Genomic DNA, 22,854 nt, shown 5'->3' on the forward strand with positions numbered 1-22,854 from the left:
TTCTAGGTTCTAGGTTCTAGGTTCTACAAAGTTTATATAGCTCGATTCTAGTCAAGCTATTCCTAGTGCCTATATCTTCCTAGCCCCTCAATTAACTTCAATACCCGACTGTTTTAGTCAAGTACTGTGTTCATTGTAATTACCTGAGTAATTTAGTCAAGTATTAGTCTTATAACTTTCGCTTATTTAGTAGACTTATTTATTGAGGTTAAAATACCGCGCAAGATATTTAGCTCTGCATCTTCTGGGCGTGCACGGTTAAATAAACGACGTAGCTTAGTCATTACCATGCCCGGATGCTGCTTAATAATAAAGCCTGTTTCCAGTAAGGTTTGTTCTAAGTGTTCGTAAAATAACTCGGTTTGTTTTGAGCTTGGATACACAGCATCATCTACTGGCGTGGCTTTTGGTTGTTGATTTAAAAACGCCATACGCGTTTCGTAACATAAGGTCTGCACAGCCATTGCTAAATTAAGCGAGCTATATTCAGGATTAGCCGGAATACACACATGATAGTTGCACAGTTGCAGTTCTTCATTACTTAAACCACTGTTTTCGCGGCCAAAAACTAATGCTACAGGACCAGTAACAGCTTCGGCAACTAGCTTCTCACCACATTCACGTGGTTCCACCATAGGCCACGATAAAGTACGTGAACGGGCGCTAGTACCAATAGTTAGGGCACAACCTGCAATCGCTTCAGCAACTGTGTCAACTATCACCGCATTACCTAGCACATCAGTTGCACCGGCCGCTAATGCGCTGGCGTGGCTATCAACTTCACACGCTGGATCAACTAAATACAGTTTTGATAAGCCCATGGTTTTCATCGCGCGCGCCGCTGAGCCGATGTTACCTGAATGCGAGGTGTTTACTAAAACAATGCGGATGTCATCTAAGATCATTACTGTTTAACTCATACCAAAAAATTGCGCGAATTATAACATAGAGAAAAGCTGTAAGCAGCAAAGATTCTAGGTTCTAGGTTCTAGGTAATAAATATGGGAAGTTTGATGTATCAACGATCAATGCTGGCTTTTGTCTTGTAATTTTTACCTTGCAACTCAACCCAGTACAAAAAACACTCAAAACTTTTTGGGGTTTATTGTTTACTTTGTGTCAAAAATCGCTAGAATACGCCGGCTGAAATATATAGAAATATATACACGTTCTTTTACAACCCAAAGGTAATACCATGCATCCAATGTTAAACATTGCGGTTCGCGCTGCGCGTAACGCAGGCAAAATTTTACTTCGCGCTGGCGAAGATTTATCAAAAGTTGAAGTGCAACAAAAAGGCACTAATGATTTAGTAACGAATATTGATAAAGAAGCCGAAGCCGTAATTCGCGACACTATTTTACAATCTTACCCTACTCACTCTATTGTTGGTGAAGAGCTAGGTGAGCACGTAGGCAAAGATGCAGATTACCAATGGATTGTTGATCCTATTGATGGCACTACAAACTTCATCAAAGGCATCCCTCATTACGCGGTTTCTATCGCACTTAAAGTTAAAGGTCGTCTAGACCAAGCTGTTATCTACGATCCAATTCGTGGCGAGCTTTTCACCGCTTCTCGTGGTCAAGGCGCACAGCTAAATAGCAAACGTCTTCGTGTAAGTAAAACTACCGTTCTTTCTGGTACTGTTCTTGCCACTGGTTTCCCATTCAAAAACAAACACCATATGGATGCGTATACTGAAGCATTCAAAGCATTGTTTGTTCACACTGCTGATATTCGCCGTGCCGGTTGTTCTGCACTAGACATGGCATACGTGGCAGCTGGCCGTGTTGATGGTTTCTTTGAAATTGGTTTAAAACCATGGAACTCAGCTGCAGGTGAACTAATGGTTAAAGAAGCTGGCGGTATGGTTGTAGATTTTGCCGGTGGTAATAATTACGCTCACAGCGGTAATATTATCTGTGGCGCACCGAAATTAACACAAGCGATGATCCGTGAAATTCGCCCAGTGTTAACTGAAGCGTTACTTCGCTAATAGCGAGTTATACTCAGATCGATACTAAAAGGAGCCTAGGCTCCTTTTTTAATGATTAAAATAAGGGTTCTCTAATTTGATCTCAACAGTATTTTGCGGATCAAATGGCAAGGCCTTTAAATCATCGCCAAAATACTGATTAAATAGCTCATCAAAACTACCGTTCTTTTGCATAATAGCTAAGCCATCGCTGAGCGTTTTTGCCAGTTCTGGCCTGTGTTTTGCAACAAAATAATAAAATGCACTCGGGTAGCTAATATATAAATTTGGCACAATAACCAGCGCTTGCTTATTAACTTCTTTTAACTCTGAGCTTACTTCTATGAAGGAGCGAGGAAAGTAATCAACTCGTCCGGTCAAAACGATATTAAACATCGCTTGATAATTTGCAAACGGTCGCACCGATAAATCATTGTATGCCAATATTTTGGTATCCGGCCAGTCATGCCCTTGAATTGCAGTAAACCCTTTTAGTTGCTCTTTGCTCTTGATATCAGCAAAGCGATTAAGAAACAACTGCCTAGTTACTAAGGCTCGCTTACCAATATAACCTTTAAATAACGGCACTTTTATCGGTATTGCTAAGGTTTCGCGTTCGGGGCTGGTCATACTCCAATATAGGTCAACGCTATTATCGGCAAGGGCTATGAGCGCGCGCTGCTGGTGAGGATGTACCACGACAGATTCTAACTGGGCTGAATAATTAGCAGCATCAAGCGCACGTTGCAGTAACTCTTTTAAGTATGCATCTCGTTTATATAATGTTCGAGGTTCTTGAGCGATTGTGATCGTTTCTTTTGCTGCAGTTTTAGCACTGCATACAGTACTAACAATAAGTACCGAGAGCGAGATGAGTGAAAAGAAATACCTAGTCATATTTATTATTTTCTAGTGTTTTAGTAAAGCTACACGCTGAGCAATAAATACTCAAGAAAAACAGCCCTACTTAACGTTATTTTATATGACTTGTTTCTCAGGAGTTAAACGTACAACCGCCAAAGCAGGGCCACGTCGTTTACATAAAAATAGATAGCTGTGGCGATAACGTTTTGCTTCTTTTTTAGCATCTGTTGCCAATGCAGCAATTTGATGACTGTTAGTACACTGCTCTAGATCGGGTTCAACAACGCCAATCGATAAAGTAAGTAAAGGTACAAATTGCTTTTCACCTTCACGATTAGTTGCCCAATAACCACCACTGGCAATATGCTCTGGCGTAAAGAATGCACGAGATTTCAGCTCAAACTCAGTTATTATGTTGTTACATACTGTAGCCGCATCATCACCATCAAAGACCACCATAAAATCATCGCCACCAATATGACCAACAAAACTGGGCACATTACTACAAGCTTGGGTGGTGACATCGGCCAATAATTTGATAACACTATCACCACTGGCGTAACCATATAAATCGTTGAACTGCTTAAAGTGGTTTAAATCAATATAGGCTAATGCAAAGCTGTGTTTGGCTCTTAATCTATGCTCAATTGCTTCGTTAATTGCAACATTCCCCGGCAGCATAGTAAGTGGATTAGCATGCTGAGCATGACGAATTTTCTCTTCCGTAATATGTTTTAAAATATCCCGCAGTGGCGCGAGCCCTAAGTACTGCTCAGTGCGAGTGATCACAATATGACGGCGAATATCAAAATCATTTTCGGTAATTTGCTGACTAACAGTATCAAGCAGCTGATTTTCATCAACTACCAAGGGTTGCTTGTGCATTAGTGCCGTAACCGGTTGTTTGTCGTATAAAGCATGGCCATAAGGAGCCGCAAATACTTCTGTCAGTTGATCTTTGTGTAATAAGCCTATCGGCTGCAAGCTTTCATTGACAACCGCAAGACTGATAATCGATTTATCTTTTTCAAAAATATTATGCGCATCTTTACAACGAGTATGACTGTCTATTGGGGCTTGTTCGATTGCTAACCAACCTATCGCCATTGATTGCTCAAACTGATTGTTAAGTGGGGTAAAACTTAATTGCTGTAATTGAGCTGAGTCAAACGCTAAGCTAGGTTTTAAACTTGGTCGTTCCAGCAAAAAGCCTTGCGCATTCACAATGCCTAGCCCTTCAAGTAAACTGAGTTCTTCAACCCGCTCTATGCCCTCTGCTATCACCGCTGTTTTGGTAACTTTCGCTAACTCTATAATTGATTTTAAAAATTCTTTTTTAACCACGCTTTCATCGCAATGGTCAATAAAATAACGGTCAATCTTCACATAGTCAGGACATAATTCTGACCATTGCTTTAACCCTGAGTAGCCTGCACCTAAATCATCGATGGCAATCGAAAAACCGAGCTGGCGATAATGGGCAATTGTTTTTAGCAATAAAAAACCATCATCAACCTTTTCTTGTTCGGTAACTTCAATCACCACTCTATTAGCGGCCAAGCCAAACTGCTTAATTAGGTGTAATGTTTCGCCTTTCGGATGGCAGGGATCAAGTAACGTTTTAGGACTTACATTTAAGAATAATTTGCCTTGTAGTTTTAACCTTACAAAATTTTCGATCGCTTTTGAACGGCATAACAACTCAAGCTCTGAGATTTTATCGTGCACAATTGCAGCACTAAAAAGCGCATTTGGCATCTCTAGATCGCAATTTTTAGGGCCTCGACTTAATGCTTCGTAACCTAAAATTTGCTGCCCTGCAATATCAAAGATGGGTTGAAACAGTGTCGTTATTTCACTGTTTTTTAAGATATTTTCTAATATAGCTAGCCGAGCACTCACTTATCATCAACCCATTACTTCATTAAGAGAGTGCTAAAGTAGCAAGCTGGTATGACAATTTTATGTCAGTACCCGTTAACACTCCGGCATTTTGTTATTTATTTAATGCTTGTTCAACCTGATCAAAATGAGCTATCACCTCAATAATCTCAAGTTCAGCATATTCATAAGCTTGTGGGTCAACAAATCCTAAACGAGCAACCGCCTGTACAGTCGCAGGATGAACCAATAAATCCTTACCATGATAACATATGGGATCGTCAAACTTAGGTAGCTTACCATCGCTATGATAACCACTTTCAATTTCTTCTAGGGGCAATGAAGGGAGCAAATCAGCAACAGCAATAAGCGCATTTATGTATTCAGCACATTGTGGATAATCAACTATCAAGTCATTGAGGATAGTCTGCGATAGCGCGACTAAATCAGCAGATTGAGTTTCTAAATTAGCTGCGTCTTTTTGCACTCTAATACTGCGAAGTAAGTTATTAGCTTGATGCTGATAATGTTCAAGTGTTGTTAATTGATAAGGTTGTACTGCAGCCTTTGATTGCTGAGGTTTAACGTTGTCATCACATCCGCTAACAATAATTAGACTACTAGCGACTACAAGTTGCTTTAACATTAGTTGGTTACATCAATACTTAATCAATAATTACTATTATAGGAAATATTACGTTCCATAAATAGCAATTATTAACAGCGACCTATTTAAAGCTACGCGGCATAAAACCCCGCCGACAAATATGCAAATACAAGGGGCTTGCCCCTTACGTAGGCCTTTTATTCTTTCAGCTTCTCTCTGGCTTGATACTCTAAAGCTACAAATACTATTAGACTATTCACCACCACCATCGGGGCACTTCTAACCTCCTTGGCTTTTTCAAGTACATTGTTAATTTTCAAAAACTGAGTTCGCTTACCCTATTTGTCATCTTTGTGACTAGACCTAAATTTCGCTGCGGCTCGGTTAATGGCTTTTCTGAATGATACTCTTGGCATCAAGATAAGATCACTGTTTTGCGTGCCAAAGGTATAGTCATAAGGAAAATGTTTACGCTCTATATTTGGCCCAAATTTGCCCGTGGCAAATATACCCTGATGACAACTAATACAATTACTGGTGGAATCGGGCCCTTCAATAAAAGGGTTAGAATTCCAAGTGATTACCTCTTTTTTATTGCGATAGTTTAAAAATAATTTTTTACTGCCAGTAAACAGCGGGAGGTTATTCATTCCATTTCCTGGGGAGGGATCCATTTCCAGTTCATTGACCGACACTAACATAATATAGTTGCTGTAGACATCACTGATACTGTCCGGTCTGTCACTACCAAAGCCTATATCTGGTTCGGGTTGCCAAATAAATGAGATCCATATCCAATCTTTAAGCTCTTTAGTAACAATGTGAAAACCTTTTAGGACAAAGGTTCTATCACCATCACTCATGGTAAAAGCGTTAGTTTTATCTAGGCAATACTCTCCTCTTTCAACCCATGCACCGCTATTAGCGATAACCTGATGTACACCGCTGGGGCTCAAATCTTTAACATTACTTTTATAGCAAAGGCCATTGGCACTTTGAGATTTAACTTCGCCCCAGGCTAATTTCATCATTATGGAGGTTGCCGGAAATTCCACCATACAATTGGAATGAGATGCTTTGTCCGCTAGCGGTGTGTCCATTAATTTTACCGTCACCGCTTGACATGCAGCAATACTACGAAAGTGTTGCAATATGTGAAGCACATAATCAGAGTTGTAAACTGCAGGAGAAAATAGTTGGAACCCCCCTGTCAATGGTGCCGGATCAATATTGGGCGATTTAGGTCTTTGAATACTCGACAATAACTTCTGGGCTGCACTTTCTGTAAGCCCCGAACCCGTAAACGCTGAATTTGAATCTATTGTGTCTAAAAGATACTCAATGTCATCACGGGAAAACCAGGTTTGCCACAGTGAAGTAAGGTTATTTTCCACAATAAAACCAAATCCGGTTTGTTGTTTGGCAGGCGCTAAAACTTCAGCTGAAATTTGCCAAGCGATCTTCCTCCGAAGAGAAAAGTCTGCTGCAAGCTCTATAGAGTCAAGCTCACCTACACCAATATAGGGCTCAGGTTTAACGTGAGACCAACTCTCCACAGGTTTGGTTATCATGGCGGCAGAGATGTCTAAACTCATCCCGATTAGAAAAGAGGCTATCATCAGGTTCTGTTGGATAGACTTAGACACTCTGCTTTCTCCAATCTTAACTAGCACTTTTAAGTTCAATTTTTTGCTTTAGCGACAAGCCCCAATTAAATCTGGCATCCATGTGAAGTGCTTGATCTACATACTGACTAGCCTCTTTAAAGTGATTGAAGAACAGGTGACAATTAGAAAGCCAATAAAGAGCATCAAGGTGCCCCCATGATGGTATTTGTTCTGTTACTGGCAGCGCAGTTTCGAATAACTCCACAGATTTAGTCAGTAGCGTAAGCGCTTTTTTCTTACTCCCACCAACTAGCCTAGGTTTGTTCATAAAGGACAAACCTTGCAATAGGTAAGTACGGGGGTTGTTAGGATTTATTTCAAGCGCAATCTTGAAGGATTTATCCGATGTCATCCCTGCTCTCGCCTTCGCTATAGGCTCAGAAGTTGCAGCCGCCAAGTGACCACTACAACAGGCAAGCAGATTATAGAATTCATCGCTATTGTCTTCTATACCATGAGCATCTTTCAACAAGGTTATGGCCTGTTGTGAATGTGTTTTGCTGTCTCCTCCCAATTGACTCAATGTCAATAACACAAATGCGCCATAATAGATCTGCCAGTGCTTTAATTGTTCTGGCATTTGCTCTTCAACAAAGGCTGTAAAGAACTGTTTTAATCCATCGGCATCATGTTGCATTTTTAGCTGCCAGATTTGCGCTTCAATGTCTAAAAAGCGATGCATTTGTTGATTCATTATTATTTCCTTACTTGAATTAACCTTTTCTAATACCGTTAACGATTGAGCGCTTTAGTGAAATAAAAGTCGGGGGTAGTCCGCTAACCAACGCCATAGCTATAGAAGTCAGAACAGCGATGAAGGCACTTTGCCAGGTAATGCTAAATGGAAAAACCACTTCACTTAGGCTGAGATGATTCAAAATCACGGCTTTGGTTTGGGTAAATATGCCCAATGTCACCAATATTCCCACTACCGCACCAGCTATATTGATCAGTATGGTGACACTGTAAATACTGGACGCCAGACTTGCCGAAGAAAAGCCTATTGCTCTTAGTAACGCGGTTTCTCTCTGGCGCGCTTCAATCATGGTATGCATGCTCTGCAATGACGAAAAACCTGTGGCTAGAATTAAAATTATAATGCTGGGAATGGCGATAATGTCTACAAACTGAGTCATTTCATCAATTTGGCCTGCGTAGTACTGTCGCTGCGTTTTAGCAACTAAACTGATTCTGTTGTTCTCCTGATTGAGCATATTCATTATCGCCTGAGCGCTTTCAGCATCTTCAAATCCAATTCGAATAGATTGAAAAATAGCCCCCCGGTTGTAAGCATCCTGTAGTAAGCTAACGTCCCCCCAAATCTCGGACTCTGCAACAGTTTCAGTTGTTGAGAAAACGCCCACTATAATCCATTCTAATGAACCCAAAGTGATTTTTTGATTCAGTCCCAACCAGGGAAATCGCGAAATCAGCTTGTTGCCAACCATGAGTTCACGTCTGCCTGATTCAAACATTCTGCCGCTTTGTATACTGAAGTGACTTCTCAGTTTCAGTGAATCATCACCTACACCTCTAACAGCAATCACTTGGGCTTCGCGCTTGGTGGCGTCACCGACTCGAATATTAGTAAAAAGCTCCGGAGCGATAACTGGGTTACTGGAATTCGCGTAGATGAGTGTCTTTAGCTGTTCAATTTGTTGAAAATTAAAGGAACTGATCACTTCGCTTTCTGAACCATTGCCCAGTAATATCAATTGTTTATCCGATCCCGCTGTTTGAATCATCTCAGATAACCCCACGCGAAGTGACAAAAACACCAAAATGATTAAAGTCAAACTGGCGGAACAAATTAGAATAGAAGCAACCTCGTAACGCCTTTTGGCTGAACTCTTAATGTCTAATCGTAAACAATTTAAAAACAGATTCATGCTAAATCGCCGATTTTAAGTTAGCTGACAAGTCTTCCTTCAGCAATTTTAGCAAAGGAAGAGTTGCGCCTGTTGCACCAAGAGAAATAGCGATGGCGGTAATTTGAACTATGTCCCAAAACCTGAGCTCAATATCAGAGAATGGACCATCCACAAGTATTTGTCCCAGTATCCAGGAGCTTACAAAAGTAATGCAAGTAGCAATCAGCATTGCCAACACAACAACCAAAATATTCTCGATCACTAACAATGAACTAATCTTTCTTTTTGAGTAACCCACTGCACTAAAGAGTGCCAACTCTCTTTTTCGCTCCACCAGCGATTGAGCCATAGAGCTAGATGTGAGTAAAAACACTACCAGAACGGCAATGGCTAATACGAGTTTTGTCATTAGTGCTAAATCGCCTAACTGCCTACGAAATGATTCAGCGAAAGCGCTTTCTTTTGATGTAAAAGTCGGGCTTTTGCTATTTTCAAACAGGTTGTCTAACTGGGTGATAGTATTGTTGACGTCATATTCAGGACGAATCCGGGATACAAAAAAACTAGTCATACCTCTACCAAACAAACGATTCCGTTCCAAATAAGTATGTTTAATTAACATGGACTCCTCTTCAGTACCGTCCTCGGCATAAAAAATCCCAGCGATGGTAAAGGGCCAATCACTGCTGAAATTCTTTTGGGTCCAAATGCTAGTAGTGAGTATGATTTTGTCACCTGTTTTCCAATCAAAACGCTCAGCAAGTACCGGTGTGACTAAAACAGCTGTTGGGTCTTCCTTCCACAAGGGCAAACTAGTATCTGGAACTTGAATTCCGTCAAACACTGCAAAATAATTGTCTTCTTCAATAGCGTATTGAGAAAAGGTCTGGTCAGGTTTGAGAAAGTAACCGCCAAACCAAGTGACGAAAGTGACATCGTTTACCTGTGGCATTTTTCTAACCCGTTCGATGGCAGGTTGCATTAACGGCTGGGTAATTGACTGCCGGTTTATAGTAACTATGCGACGTTTATCGTCTAATTCAAATTCGACGTCATAAGCATTATCGATGCCAACAATCAAACTAAAACCAAAAAATGCCAAACACATAGGTATAATAGTCAGTACAAGCCGTACCGGCTTACGTAACATATTCCTCACTATTATCTGCAACAAACCCACACTAGCGCTCCTTATCTGAAAATGGGGAGATCTCTGAAGAAACAATGGCTTGAGTTAGCTTTCCTTTGTACAACTCTATGCGTCGGTCAGTTGCTTCTGCCGCTATCATATCGTGTGTCACCATAATGATCGTTTTCTTAAACTCTGTTTTTAATGTGTTGAGTAAGTTCAGAATTGATTTGGCAGACTCTCTATCCAGATCACCGGTAGGTTCATCGCACAACATTAACTTTGGCGAACTGACAAAAGCTCTTGCAATCGCGACTCTTTGTTCCTGTCCACCAGATAATTCGTTGGGATAGTGTGAGGCTCTATCGGCTAGTCCCACAAGTTCCAGTGCTGCACTGACTCGTTCTCGTCTCTTTTTCGATGATAGACTGGTTAGGAGTAGTGGCAATTCCACATTTTGTGCAGCGCTTAAATAAGGCAGTAAATTACTAAACTGAAAAACAAAACCTATATTTTGCGCTCTCCAAAACGCAGATTCTGCATCGCAACCTTTGGTTTGTACCTGGCCTTCAATGAGTATTTGACCTGCATCCTGATTGTCCAACCCGCCGATAATATTCAGCAGTGTAGTTTTTCCTGAGCCCGAAGGGCCAGTTAAAGCAATAAACTCCCCCTGCTCGACATTCAGGTTAATTTGATCCAAGGCGATAATGCGTGTGTCGCCTTTTCGATATCCTTTTGACAATTTTTTTATTTGTAAAAACATAATATTATCGCTTAATCATGATGTCTTGACCATCTGTTAGAGGTGAAGCAGACCATGAGATAACCGTTAATCTTTGCGGCAAATCTGTTAGCAGATAATCGTCATTTGCCTTTTGTCTTGCATCAACTAGCCTCCGTCTTGCAACACCGTTTACCTCAACAAATACATAGGTTTTTCCATCTAGAATATGCACCGCTGAATTAGGAATCAGAATAGCTTTAGGTGCGTCATTTAAATGGTCTGGTTTTTTAGTAAACACCCCTGTTACCGTTGCGCCTGGATTGATTGTGGGCACTTGCTCAACAGGTTCTGTTATGACTATAACAGTGCCTGTTTGACTGTCAGTAATTGGAGCGATTTGTTTAATTTTGGCTTCAACTAGCAAATCGGGTTGAGAGGTAAAACTGACACTAATACTGTCGCTGTTTACCACTTGTGGAAGAAAGCGTTCATTAACATCGAAATGAAATTCCAAAGAAGACAAATCTGTGATGGTGCATATGCCACTTCGGGTAAAAGTGCCCCCGGCAGATGCAGGAGAAATAATTTCGCCGACGTTAGCGCTCATAGCGGTCACTATACCATTAAACGGCGAGCGTATAATTAGGTCATCGAGGTACAGCTGAGTCTGCAGAATTCCATTTTTTAACTCATCAATGGATTGCTCTAACTGGATGGCTGCTATTTTCTTGATAATGACCTGACTGATTACTTGTTCGTAGGCTTCGTCACTAATGAGCTGCTCTTCTAATAGTCGCTTGGCTCTATCACTGGAAGCTTGTGCTAAAGCTAAATCTTCCAGCCTAACCTCTCTAAGAGATAACTGAGATTTCAAGTTCGTTTCAAAGGTATTTAGCTCTATCTTTGCTTGCCTGTCGTCTAAAGTGGCGACAGCTTGACCCGCTTGCACCAAATCCCCAAGCCCTACGGAAATACCGGTCACTCTACCCGTTACATTGGCTGACACTGTGGTGCTCTCTGGTGCAACAACAAAACCAGATACCTCTAATTGGGCATCTAGAGCCAAGCCGAAAGAGCTAGTGTTCTGTGGAGTGCCAATTACGCTGACCTCAGTTGGTTTACCTGTGGATAAGATCTGAACTGCAATATAGCCAGCCCCTAGTATTAATAAAGCAAAAATTGAATAATAGATCGGTTTGAGATTACTTGGTTTGTGCAACGGAGCTGTGTCGCCAAATTCAAGTTTGTGCAGAATGGACAACATATCCTCACAGGCCTCTTTGCCTACGTCCTTTTGTTGATTATTTTGCATTTGGCTCATAAAAATTTTTCTTGATTGAGGTTTCTAATGCCAGCGGCACAACCCAATCCGCCAAGACCGATTAAAATAGCTGCCGGCAAAAGAGCTTCTGCTATTGAATAATCACGCCAAATTGCCCCTTCCATCAGCAAAATAGACCATTTCCCAGGACTTATGTTACTGAGATAAGACAGCCATTCAGGCATTAAAAATTGGGGCATCATACCACCCCCTAACATGGCAAATATGACCATAATCGACCAGGCTGCGCCTGCTACCGATTCAGGGTTAGATCCAATACTGCCAATGGCTAACATAAGTCCGGCAAAACAAAATGCCGAACACAAAATGGCGAAACTCAGCATAGCGAAAGATTGAATATTGAGTTGAAACGCAATTTTTCCGAATACGATTAAAATTACACAGGAAACAAAAATAGTGAACATACAAGATAGAATCTTGGAGGACAAAATAACCCACATGGGAGTAGGGGAGACTTTTAATCGCAAAATGGTTTGTTGCAATCTTTCTGTGGCGAGGCTGGAGCTCATAATGGCTACACAGGCTAATATGGACCAAAGTGAAGCTTGTGGTACTGTAATACTGAAAGCACTCACGGGTAGATCGCTTTCAACGACATAATCTTCATGAGTGATTTTCAGGGGCTCTAGGCTTTGACTGGCCATATCCGAATTACCACTTCCTTGTCTTTCCTGCACTAACTCCATCGCGGTAGGCATCGTGATGCCGGTTATCATGCCAGAAATCATCTTGCGCTTGGGATCCGATACTATGCGGATTTCGGAAGGAGAGGTAATAAAAGGAAACTGTTGTAATCCAGCGCCAAAACCTGGCTCCAAAATCAAATAAGCAATGACGTCCCCCAAACGCGTGGCATTTTGTGCCTCTTCCAACGAGCTTTGAATTATTTCCAGCTCTTCTCGTTTTGATAATCTACCTACATAGGCGGTGCTTATTTTTGTCTTATCATTGTCCACCAAGGCTATGGCTAGTTTATTGGTTTCCTCACTGACACTGTTAATGGCCCCAAAGATGGTCGCGATCAAAAGAGGTAACAACAAAATCATGACTAAGTTGGATGCATCACGGACAATTAACATGCAATCTTTTTTGATTAAATAGATGATTTCACGCACTGAGTTTTTCTCCGTTCAGCAAATTTGTCAACACGTCTTGCAGGCTGGGCGGAATAACCTTGAGATTAAAAATGCTGGAGTGAGAATTAAATAATTGATGCACAGCTTTCGCTGGTTCTCTGCTAGAAAGAACCACAGGTTGCCCCTGCTCACTCTGCTGATAAGAGATTTGACTATCGCCGCCATACTGAGCAATAAGATCCAGTGTGGAAGCACAAGCCAAAGCTCGGCCCTCGTGTAGTATTAGGACCTCGTCACAGACCTGATCCGCCTCCTCGATATAATGCGTGGTATACAATACAGTTTTGCCTGAATTTTTCAGATCTAGAACAACGTCTAATATGTGTTGCCGACTTTGAATATCTACACCTGCAGTAGGTTCATCCAGTAACAATAGTTCAGCGTTACTCAGCAGTGCCACCGCCATATTTGCTCTACGTTTAATTCCTTCAGAACAAGACTTCACCTTGCGATGGATAAAGGTATGCAGTCCCATTTTTTCCGAGGCGTAATTTACTTTGTGCTCAAGTTCACTTCCCTTTAAGCCCTGCAGAGTCGCGAAGAAAGTCAGATTCTCCATAATAGACAAACTGCTGTACAAAGCAATTCTTTGAGGCGCCAAACCTATTTTTGAACGAGTGTTTTGGTCGTACGGAGGAAGCGAATTGAATAACTCCACTTCTCCTTCGTCTGATGAAAGAAGCCCCACTAACAAATTGACTATGGTGGTTTTTCCAGCCCCGTTTCTGCCCAAAATTCCCAGAACTTTGCCAGCACTAACTGAAAAACTGACATCTTTGAGAGCGAGGTTGGAGTCATAAGACTTGTGGATATTTTTGAAATTGAGTATTTTTGACATATCAGCCTTATTGCTCCTCGTTCACATTGATTAAAGTGTTGACTTGATTTGCACTGTGCCAATAGACTGCAAAATTAAAGGCGCAATGGGCGATAATGGCAGGCAGTAATGATTGGGAACTCAAAGTCATTAACAACCAAATAAAGCCATATACTGATTTAAAAATAACATGTATCCAGCCAAAAAATATGTGATGAACCCCAAATGCTAGTGAGCTAATGACGAGCGCCCATGAGAGAGAGAACGACCACTCTTGAAACATGGCTAATGGCAAGTAGGCTCGCCATATAACCTCTTCCATCAACACAATTGAGACCACAACAGGAACAAACCATTTCTTTTGCCAATAGGACACCACTGACGTACGGGATTGCGCTTGTTGTTTGGTTTTTAGAGATATCATCCAAGCTTCTAGTTTAAATAGTAATAGACCTGAAATAGTGGACAGTAAAATAATTGCTGTAAACACTAGCCAGTGCTCAGACCCCAAGGGCAATGCGAACAACAGCACAACTTCGGAGTGGGAAGTGCCCCAGAACACAGCGATAAACAGAAGACCTAGGGTGGCAGAGTACATTAGCAAGCTGTTTCGGTTGAAAAAATCATAGCTATCAATGCGCCATCTGGAAAGGAGTCGAGCCGATATTGCAAATACAGCAGCCAAAATCAGAACAAAACTTAGCACCAAATAAAGCATCATAACCATCTCCTATTAAAGTGAGGTGAAATCCGATATCGGTTTACCAATTGGCATAATTAGAGAGACAAATTGACGGTCTCCATCAATGCCCATAAGTTGATTCATTTCATTGTCCAGAAAACCGAACACCATGCACGATCCGAGGTCAATAGAGGTTGCCGCCAAGTGCAAGCTTTGCCCTAATACACCAGCATCCATATGGGTTAAACGATAAGCTCTGTCCTCATATTTCCATTGCACTCTATCTAAATCACTAACTAATACAAAGATACCTGCACAGCGAGCAATCCAGTCCTGGAATGAAGTAATTTCAAATATGCGACCCCTTACTTCACCTTCACTCACCAATTCCAACGCATGCTTGTCAGCTCTGTATTTATATATGCCGCGGGACAGAGATTCCGTATTCAGCGAAATATAGTACAGCTGAATAGAGAGTAAGCCTCCCCCTGTTGGAGCAAGAGGTGCATGAGGAATAACCTGAGATGAAGTGATTTTGAATCTATCTCTGGCACTCACTGTGGATGTACACAAGCTAGATATTTCTGCCAATGATACTTCTTCATCAGTATAATCTCGCACTGATTTCCTTCGGCGCATCAGTTGCTCAAACTTTTCCGTGGGTTGTATACATGGCTCAGGGAGTTTGATAAAAGTATTGTTGTCATTTCCCTCATTGATCGCAGGCCTATCTGAGAATAAAATGTTATTCATGACCTGCTTACCGACACCCACATCCAGTTTTAATCCATCATGAGCCAGAGCGAGAGGGTTAATCGCTAAACCTTCTTCTTGCCTAGCCAATGCGCGCTTAACATAAACTTCAATGGCCGCTCGATTTGCCGCTTCCAGTTGTTCCAAAAGAGGTGTAACCGTATCTCGATTCGAAAAAGGACCGCTTTGATTAGATTGCTCTGCCATTGGTGTAGAAGATGACACTTCCTGCCCTATGGTTTGTTCATTATTATCCATGACTGTGTACTCCACTCTTTTCGTTTGTAACGCCGAGAATGCATTGAATAGACTGTTCGATTCCGTCCAGATCTAAAAATCGATCCACTTCGTTATCATAGAAGTAATCCAGTTGCGTCATTTGCCCATTTTGTATATCTTCTTCGTAGAAGCCCAGAATATAACCCAGATCTAACAGCATTTTGCGATAGCCTTTAGCCCCAAACATCATCATATATCTCCAAGGGCAACCAACAAGAAACACCAGTGAGTCTTGATTGGATACCGAATCTACATTAGGTCCGTAAAATGACTGGTTCAATTTTTTCAGCTTTGCTGCGTCGTAATTTCTGTCTTTAACCAGAATTTGTTTGTTGGGCAGGATCTTGCGCAACTTGTCCCCAGTGAGTACATAAGCATCTATGGCGTAGAAGCGCTTGGGGGAAAATTGTCCCAGTGAATGCAAACACTCGGGAACCTCTTTACACCATTCAAATGCCGGCAGGATTGGACTGATATTCATATCACTTACAGTGTCGGGGCTATAGTTGTAGGAAGTATCCATGTAATGCTGAATAATTTGATCTATGCTCTCTTGATTTTCAGCGATTCGCCTCGTGGTATGGCGGGATACTTTCGAGTTTTCGTGGAAGAATTCCGCAGGGTTAATGGAAAGCTCACCGAAGCGACATTGAAACTCTCTATATACTTCTGGCAGCAAGTCAATGCTGTTAATCGGCGGCATAAAAGTGCCTTCAGCCGTGGTTTTCTGATCTAGAAAATAATCGGCAGGATCGATAAATGGCATAACTGGACTCCTACAAGAACACGTTTCTAAATGGACGGAATGGAGCACAAGCCGGGCAGCGTGGGATACGTTTAATATCTTCATAATCTACAGACATGCGTTCGAAGTCAGTCCGTATGGCGCGACTCACCAAGTAGCTTCTCCCAGTTGTAAGGTAGGTCAGCAGTCCTGCGGTAAACTGTCCTGATACCACATCAACATAGGGAGGGGGGGCTATTCCCAAATCAGGTTGTCCCATAGCGCTGACGGCATCGTAATAAGTGATGACATCACGCTTTAAGGTGCCCGCTGCGGCAATACCCTGAATATCAAACTCGTTAAAACAGCCTGTTTCTCCAGGAACGAAAATGGGCCCAGCGACACCTTCAGAGCCATCAAATATAGTCATAGCCCAAGGCTTATCAGCTTCCAGAGCCTGCTCATTGACAGAGTGCAAAATAGACTGCATATATTCATCTAATGCGGCAACCACAAAGTCACACTCTTCGAAAACCTTGGCGATGTTTTCCTTAGAAAAACTATCTTCGGTAATAGTAGAAATACATTTTAAATCATAGTGTTGAAAAGATTCAGCTAAACAATCAGCAATCGGAGCCTGTTCTTGTATGTATCTGGGCTCAATACCAAGGAAGCGATGAACTGTATTGGTATTTTTGATTTTAGCATCATCTGCTAGTAGTAAATGCTTAATACCGCTTTGTACGAGTTGCCTGGCAATGCGACTTCCCGACTGACCGCAACCAATGACTCCTATGCGTTTATCCGCCAATGGAGTTTCGGCATCTTGAATAACTCGGTAGTAGACATCAACCAAATCGTGGTCAGCTTCCACCAGTATTTTTTCTTCGATTAATTGTTCAATTAGTTGCAGGGCGTCTTCTTGTTCTTCGTATTTAACGATCTCTTTTTCTCTTAAATCCTGAAGATTCGTTTGGCTATTCATATGGTTAATAACACGACCTAATAAACCAGTGCGCCCTTTATCCGTCCAATTTTTGGAAAAGAAAGAGCGAGCACTGTGTTTAACCAATATTTCATTCTCGGTGACTTTTATCACTCGAAGATGCGGGTTAATTTGATACTTTTCGTTTTTAAGTGCCATTTATAATTACCTTATATTTATGGTCGACATAGATTCTTTTAAAAATGCCAACCCTCATAAAAGAGCCGGCATTAATTAACTCAGCTTACAGGGCTTTGACTTGATCGCCGCCGTTACAGCAACAGCAGCAACAGCACCAGCAGTTACAACCGCCTGGAGCAAACGCTAATCCAGACTCATATCTGTGATCGAAAGCTGATGATTTTGAAAGTTTCATTTGTCTTCCTCATATTTAAATTTAAAAGTTAACCTCACGGTTATTCCGTGTGTTTTCCTACTAACGCTGCAAGTTGTAATGCAACAAGCACCCATTACCGCTAACCCGGTTTTAAATTACAAGTAACCCAGTTTCTATGGATATGGTTGTGGTGATTTAGTCAGGTCTTCAAAAGTTAACTTTCTGTCTTTCCAATTTAATTTTTGTGGTAATTCGAAATAACGGTCAACTCCATATGAAGGCATTGAATGTAAATATGGAGGTGTAAGTTTGGTACAAAAAACTTTCGTCAAACGGACTGTTTGTAAATTTGGTAGCGTAAAATCGAAAAATATTGGGTTTAATCCATTTTTTCTCGATATCTCCAACATTTGCTCAAATTTACATTCACTCTTTTTAGGTTTACTCATTAATTCTGATAATTTAACTTTCCCGGAACCTTCCAGATACCATTGAAGCTTTTTAGCGTGAGAGGGATAACCATAGTGACCAATTACTTTATAAAAAATATCGAATTTTTCTACTGGTACATCTTCTTCAACAAAAAATAGCTCTTTTACTCTTTCTGAATATACCCATTGAGGACAATTCAGAATTATTCGGCTACTTCCCTCAGCCTGCGCAAATTCACCTAAAGCAGAGAGGATGGCGTCTTCAATTGTCAGACCACCACCGCCTCCGGAAATATAGTTATACTTATTAAAACCTTCGACAAAACCAACCGCAGTGACAGTGTAAAAATCCTCTACATCTGTCATATGTAAATAAAGAGTAATATTGTCAACTAGGGTTTGGGCATGTTCTAAAATACGTTGCACTCTAAAATCGTCTGGCATGCAGTCCAACTCAATGATCTTTGGAGCATGGCCTGTATTCCAGTGAACATTCACAGCATCGCGCTCTAACACTTCAGAAATACCATGGTAAACGGCCAGTTCTTTTGTAATATGAGTCGCTAGTCCACCACTAGTGGCATAGCAAAACATATTTTCCTTAGGGTGAAGTAAATTAAATGGCATAACGATTTGAGCCGGCACCCAAATATTCTCAGAACCATTCAATAAGCATTCACCTTGAATCCATCCCACAAAGGTATCTTCAGTAAATCTTTCGTATTCAAATCCTTCTTTTTCGTATTGTTCATCTGCAAACAAGGGTAATTCACTGGGATGCAAGCAGTTGAATCCTTTTTCCAGCATAGTTTTGTAAGTACCATGTATCAACTGGTCATCATATGCAAATGAGATAAAGCTTCCCATTGCCCTCTCGATAACTTCGCCTAAGGAGGAGGCCATCATGGTAGGTAAGTCAAAGCCTTTACCACCACCAAAGATGGTCCGCTGTATACTACTCTCGAATGACTTTTTACCAAGAATATTTCGGGCAATGTGATCAAACTCATAGAATTCACAGTTGCCCGTGTACATAATTAAGCCCCCAGAACCTCTAAAATAACTAAGTACTCTTTTGATTGGTCCTCTTGGGTAATAATAAGAGTTTATTTCCTCATACCCTTTACTTTCCTTGCTTCCTGTAATGTAAGGCAGAGAAAGGTATTGTTGATTAATTGCTGTCGATTCAATGTTGACTGACATAGTAATAATCCCAAACTTATTTACTCTTTTGATGTTTGCTATTCAGTAGTTATTTATAGCCCAAAGTACTGCGCGATTGACTCCCCCCTCTTTAGAGTTGGTATCAAAGTGTTTTTCACCCAAATATTGTCAGAAATTTCTAATGACTTGGTGAGTGCAGATATGGCATCTCCTTGCTCACCTGACAAGGATTTGAGCATACCTAACCAAAGATAAGCCTCGTCAAAGCCCCATTTAGGTAACTGCTTGCCCTCCGTTGAATTTTGAGTTCTGAAGTACGTTATAGCTCTGGTGAATAATTGACTAGCTTCGTCTATTCCTCCACCGAATTGTGGGGGGATATACACTGCGCTTGTTCCTTTGATAAATAGAAGGCGAGGATTTTGACTGTCAATTTTCGTAGCAGCATCAAGAGCATTACGGCTTTTAAGTGACAATGCCATTGTTTGTTCTGGTTGGTAACGAATCATAGCATTAGAACATGCGGCGGTGAGCACATGCGCTTCGGTATATTCTGCTGACTTGGAGAGTATATTGTTGTTAGTATCAAGGCACTTCTGAAAATAGGTTTCGCCATTTTCGTAATCCAGCAGCCCAAGTCTGTAGTTGATGAGTGCGATAAAATACTGAACCAAAAGTGACTCTTCTTCTGAATTAGCTTTTTTATTCAGTAGTAATTCTTCATATTCTTTTAAATTTTCTGTTTTACTTAACGAGTAAAATCTTTGAATACTATCGGAAATGCTGTTTAAACTTGAATCTTTGTGATCTTGTTCTGCTTTTAGATTTGAGGTTGTAAGCAATAGCGTAAGAAAGACAAAAACTAATAATACTCTCATTATAATTTCCTTTTTATTTCAAACTATTTTGTTGGGCCGTTTGGCCTCAACAAGTTTTATATGATCCTTGTTCCTATTATTGTTGTTCCCTTTTTTAAACTTGTCAATTTTTTGTACATTAAATATACAAATCACACAGCGAGATCGTTATAAATTGAGCTTTTACATTCAATTAAATCTGATATAAAACTTAAGAAACTGAATGTAATTAGTACGATTTTTATACCAATTCGCTTAATTAAGTGATCTGTTTAGAGGTGAGGAAATCTGGGCGATAGCAAGGCAGAAATTTCGTTATTGAGTTGTTCTAAATGAGAGATTTTTTAACGCATCTAGTCTAGTGTCAGGATTAGTCCTAATAATGATTCAGTATTATTGCTGATTGATAAAGTTTTTGCGAAAAATGCTGCATCAATCCCATTACATTTAACTTACACAAATTCTGAGTTCGAAAACAATTTTGAATCAGACCTTTAGTGGAGCGTAGAAAAAGGCGATGCACTGCTATACGTGCCAGAAAATCAATTAGTGCTTAGTAAGCTTATAGCTAACGAAAGCAGTAATGACGACTATTGCAAGTGCGACTGATTCAGCCTACCAAGTGCAAATTAAAAATCTATAATGTACAAGGCCAAGCTGTGTCTCCTGCAAACGAGAGTAAAAATGGTATTGCCACGTCTGATACAAGTTTCAAAAAAGTCTAGCTTTTACCGCTGATATTAGAACCTGCGCTCTAGCTGCAATAGCATAAACTAAAAAGCCCTGTAAGTTTGTCACCTACAGGGCCTTTATTTAATCTAACTAAAGTCTCTAAAGCTACTCGCTAAGCAACAAAACCATAAATCAATGCAGCTACCGCTAATAAGCCTAAAGCTAACACAAACAAAGTGCTAAAACGGCCACGGTACTTTTGTAATGCTGGAACCTTATAAACAGCGATCATTGGCATGATGAATAAGATCATCGCAATAATCGGCCCTGATAGTTGGTCCATCATATCTAAGATACTTGGGTTTTTAACAGCACAAAACCAAATTGCCAAGAACATAATAGCAACGCCAATTTTATCGGCGCTCTTCACTGATAGGTTGGTTTGCTTAGTAACAAGCCCATTAAAGCTTTCTCTTGCTCCTAAAAAGTGACCTAAGAAAGATGAAGTGATAGCAATAAACGCGACTAGCGGGCCAAAGGTGGCAATAAATGAGTTGTCAGTAACATTAGCTAAGTATGATAACACGGATACATTTTGTGATTTTGCTTGCAACATTTGCTCTGGTGTTAATGAAAGTACACACGAAAATACAAACAATAGAACGAACACTATCAGTAATAAACTGGTGCGCTTTAGAATCGCCTCGGACTTAGCTGTCGCTTGTTTACCATAATGACCTCGCTGTACGTTTACAAAGCTTGAGATCGCCGCTGCGTGGCTAAATGAGAACACTATAATAGGAATTGACAGCCATAACGTTTTACTAAAGCCTGCAAACTCAGGAAAGGCCATATTTGGTACTTGCCAGCTCGGAATTAAATACAACGATAAAAACAATAAAATACCGACTAACGGATACACTAAAATAGCAAAAGCACGCAACATTAGCCTTTCACCACCGAGCATCAAGCTGATCATACCTGCAACTAAAATTCCTGAAAGCAATACTCTAGAAGGTGCTTCCATACCTAATTGGTTTACCATAAAACTATCAACAGTATTAGTTAGGCCAACACCATAGATCAGTAGAATTGGAAATATTGATAAGAAATACAATAATGAAATTAATCTACCAGCATTCACACCAAAATGCTCTTCAACCACATCGGTAAAATCAGCATCTTTGTTCTTTGATGACAATACAAAACGCGCTAAACCACGGTGGGCTAAGAAAGTCATTGGAAACGCTAAACACGCTAAAATGATCAGCGGCCAAAAGCCACCAATACCAATATTAATTGGCAAAAACAAAATACCGGCACCGACGGCAGTACCAAAAAGACTCAACACCCATTGGGTATCATGAAAGTTCCATTTCGGTTTACTTGTTGTCACTGCGTCAAACTGCGCAGCATCAGTGGAAGAGTTCATGCACTTCACCTATTAGTATAATAATTTGGCAAGATCATATAGAAATCAACACATTATTTCAGTTTTTGGCGACATAATTAACTAAATATTACAGCCTATTTTGTAATTACTGAGTTACTTACTGTCATGAATTTGAAACAGTCATAAAATCAAAATTATTTAGCTGATAGAGGAAATAAATTTTCGAGTTTTCAAGCTTAGAAAAATGGCAGTACACGCATGTCAAAGGTTAACACTACGCTGCTGACAGCTCAAAGCCATTAGCTTTCCTACAGACGTAAAAAAGCCGCTTCATTTCTGAGCGGCTTTCTCAATTTAGATCCATGGTGCGCTACGCAGTAGGATGTTGTGGTGCCCACAGCGGTAGAGAGCCACATAGCAAATGTATAGAGTCGGCTTTAGGCTCTTATTCTTTTTTACCTAAAACCTATTGCCTTTCACCTCGAACCTTCTTTTTACTTTATGCCAGACAACAAAAAACCCGTCACATTGCTGTAACGGGTTTCTCTTATTTGGAGC

The 22,854-nt window shown here is 40.7% G+C and carries 20 protein-coding genes; 1 reads left to right on the plus strand and 19 read right to left on the minus strand.

The window, feature by feature from the left end:
- Positions 1–182: 182 nt before the first annotated feature.
- Entirely contained in the window at positions 183–905 is a 723-nt protein-coding gene (gene trmJ, locus H5180_RS22100) for a tRNA (cytosine(32)/uridine(32)-2'-O)-methyltransferase TrmJ (protein ID WP_145236524.1), read from the minus strand.
- A gap of 290 nt (positions 906–1,195) precedes the next feature.
- On the opposite strand from trmJ, the gene suhB reads away from it, so the two are divergent.
- Positions 1,196–1,999, plus strand: a complete 804-nt coding sequence (gene suhB, locus H5180_RS22105; RefSeq protein WP_145236520.1) for an inositol-1-monophosphatase — start codon at positions 1,196–1,198, stop codon at positions 1,997–1,999.
- Positions 2,000–2,047: 48 nt separating this feature from the next.
- Here suhB and H5180_RS22110 read toward each other — a convergent pair whose 3' ends face one another.
- From H5180_RS22110 to H5180_RS22195, 18 genes are all read right to left on the minus strand, one after another.
- A complete protein-coding gene (locus tag H5180_RS22110; protein WP_145236517.1) occupies positions 2,048–2,875 on the minus strand; it encodes an ABC transporter substrate-binding protein in 828 nt (275 codons plus the stop codon).
- An 81-nt stretch (positions 2,876–2,956) separates the two neighbouring features.
- Complete coding sequence (locus tag H5180_RS22115) at positions 2,957–4,744, minus strand: bifunctional diguanylate cyclase/phosphodiesterase (protein WP_145236514.1); 1,788 nt, start codon at positions 4,742–4,744, stop codon at positions 2,957–2,959.
- 94 nt (positions 4,745–4,838) lie between these two features.
- Positions 4,839–5,369 carry a hypothetical protein gene (locus H5180_RS22120; protein WP_145236511.1) on the minus strand — a complete coding sequence of 177 codons (531 nt, stop codon included), beginning with the start codon at positions 5,367–5,369 and terminating at the stop codon, positions 4,839–4,841.
- 299 nt (positions 5,370–5,668) lie between these two features.
- Positions 5,669–6,976, minus strand: coding sequence for a hypothetical protein (locus tag H5180_RS22125; RefSeq protein ID WP_182759139.1), 1,308 nt, complete (start codon positions 6,974–6,976; stop codon positions 5,669–5,671).
- A 16-nt stretch (positions 6,977–6,992) separates the two neighbouring features.
- Positions 6,993–7,691: a hypothetical protein gene (locus H5180_RS22130; RefSeq protein WP_182735787.1), complete on the minus strand. Its 699-nt coding sequence runs from the start codon at positions 7,689–7,691 to the stop codon at positions 6,993–6,995.
- A 19-nt stretch (positions 7,692–7,710) separates the two neighbouring features.
- The gene (locus H5180_RS22135; RefSeq protein WP_182735788.1) at positions 7,711–8,886 is read right to left on the minus strand and encodes an FtsX-like permease family protein; all 1,176 of its coding nucleotides are present in this window, start codon (positions 8,884–8,886) and stop codon (positions 7,711–7,713) included.
- A gap of 1 nt (position 8,887) precedes the next feature.
- Positions 8,888–10,048: an FtsX-like permease family protein gene (locus H5180_RS22140; RefSeq protein WP_182759140.1), complete on the minus strand. Its 1,161-nt coding sequence runs from the start codon at positions 10,046–10,048 to the stop codon at positions 8,888–8,890.
- Between the two features lies 1 nt (position 10,049).
- A complete protein-coding gene (locus tag H5180_RS22145) occupies positions 10,050–10,763 on the minus strand; it encodes an ABC transporter ATP-binding protein (RefSeq protein ID WP_182759141.1) in 714 nt (237 codons plus the stop codon).
- Positions 10,764–10,767: 4 nt separating this feature from the next.
- On the minus strand, positions 10,768–12,045 hold the full coding sequence (locus H5180_RS22150; RefSeq protein WP_182759142.1) for an efflux RND transporter periplasmic adaptor subunit: 1,278 nt from the start codon (positions 12,043–12,045) through the stop codon (positions 10,768–10,770).
- A complete protein-coding gene (locus tag H5180_RS22155) occupies positions 12,042–13,181 on the minus strand; it encodes an ABC transporter permease (RefSeq protein ID WP_182759143.1) in 1,140 nt (379 codons plus the stop codon). The genes H5180_RS22150 and H5180_RS22155 overlap by 4 nt, the downstream gene beginning before the upstream one ends.
- Entirely contained in the window at positions 13,174–14,040 is an 867-nt protein-coding gene (locus H5180_RS22160; RefSeq protein WP_182735793.1) for an ABC transporter ATP-binding protein, read from the minus strand. Before H5180_RS22160 ends, H5180_RS22155 begins: the two co-directional genes overlap by 8 nt.
- A 7-nt stretch (positions 14,041–14,047) precedes the next feature.
- Positions 14,048–14,740, minus strand: a complete 693-nt coding sequence (locus tag H5180_RS22165) for a CPBP family intramembrane glutamic endopeptidase (RefSeq protein ID WP_182735794.1) — start codon at positions 14,738–14,740, stop codon at positions 14,048–14,050.
- Between the two features lie 12 nt (positions 14,741–14,752).
- Complete coding sequence (locus tag H5180_RS22170) at positions 14,753–15,712, minus strand: SagB/ThcOx family dehydrogenase (RefSeq protein ID WP_182759144.1); 960 nt, start codon at positions 15,710–15,712, stop codon at positions 14,753–14,755.
- On the minus strand, positions 15,705–16,499 hold the full coding sequence (locus H5180_RS22175) for a hypothetical protein (RefSeq protein ID WP_182735796.1): 795 nt from the start codon (positions 16,497–16,499) through the stop codon (positions 15,705–15,707). The genes H5180_RS22170 and H5180_RS22175 overlap by 8 nt, the downstream gene beginning before the upstream one ends.
- 10 nt (positions 16,500–16,509) lie before the next feature.
- Entirely contained in the window at positions 16,510–17,601 is a 1,092-nt protein-coding gene (locus tag H5180_RS22180) for a ThiF family adenylyltransferase (protein ID WP_182735797.1), read from the minus strand.
- A gap of 351 nt (positions 17,602–17,952) precedes the next feature.
- Positions 17,953–19,413 carry a YcaO-like family protein gene (locus H5180_RS22185; RefSeq protein WP_182735798.1) on the minus strand — a complete coding sequence of 487 codons (1,461 nt, stop codon included), beginning with the start codon at positions 19,411–19,413 and terminating at the stop codon, positions 17,953–17,955.
- Positions 19,414–19,466: 53 nt separating this feature from the next.
- A complete protein-coding gene (locus H5180_RS22190) occupies positions 19,467–20,252 on the minus strand; it encodes a hypothetical protein (RefSeq protein ID WP_182759145.1) in 786 nt (261 codons plus the stop codon).
- Positions 20,253–21,075: 823 nt separating this feature from the next.
- Positions 21,076–22,335, minus strand: coding sequence for an aromatic amino acid transport family protein (locus tag H5180_RS22195; protein ID WP_182759146.1), 1,260 nt, complete (start codon positions 22,333–22,335; stop codon positions 21,076–21,078).
- Between the last annotated feature and the right edge of the window lie 519 nt (positions 22,336–22,854).

This window comes from Pseudoalteromonas sp. SR41-4 (assembly GCF_014163985.1).
Classification (GTDB): Bacteria; Pseudomonadota; Gammaproteobacteria; order Enterobacterales; family Alteromonadaceae; genus Pseudoalteromonas; species Pseudoalteromonas rhizosphaerae.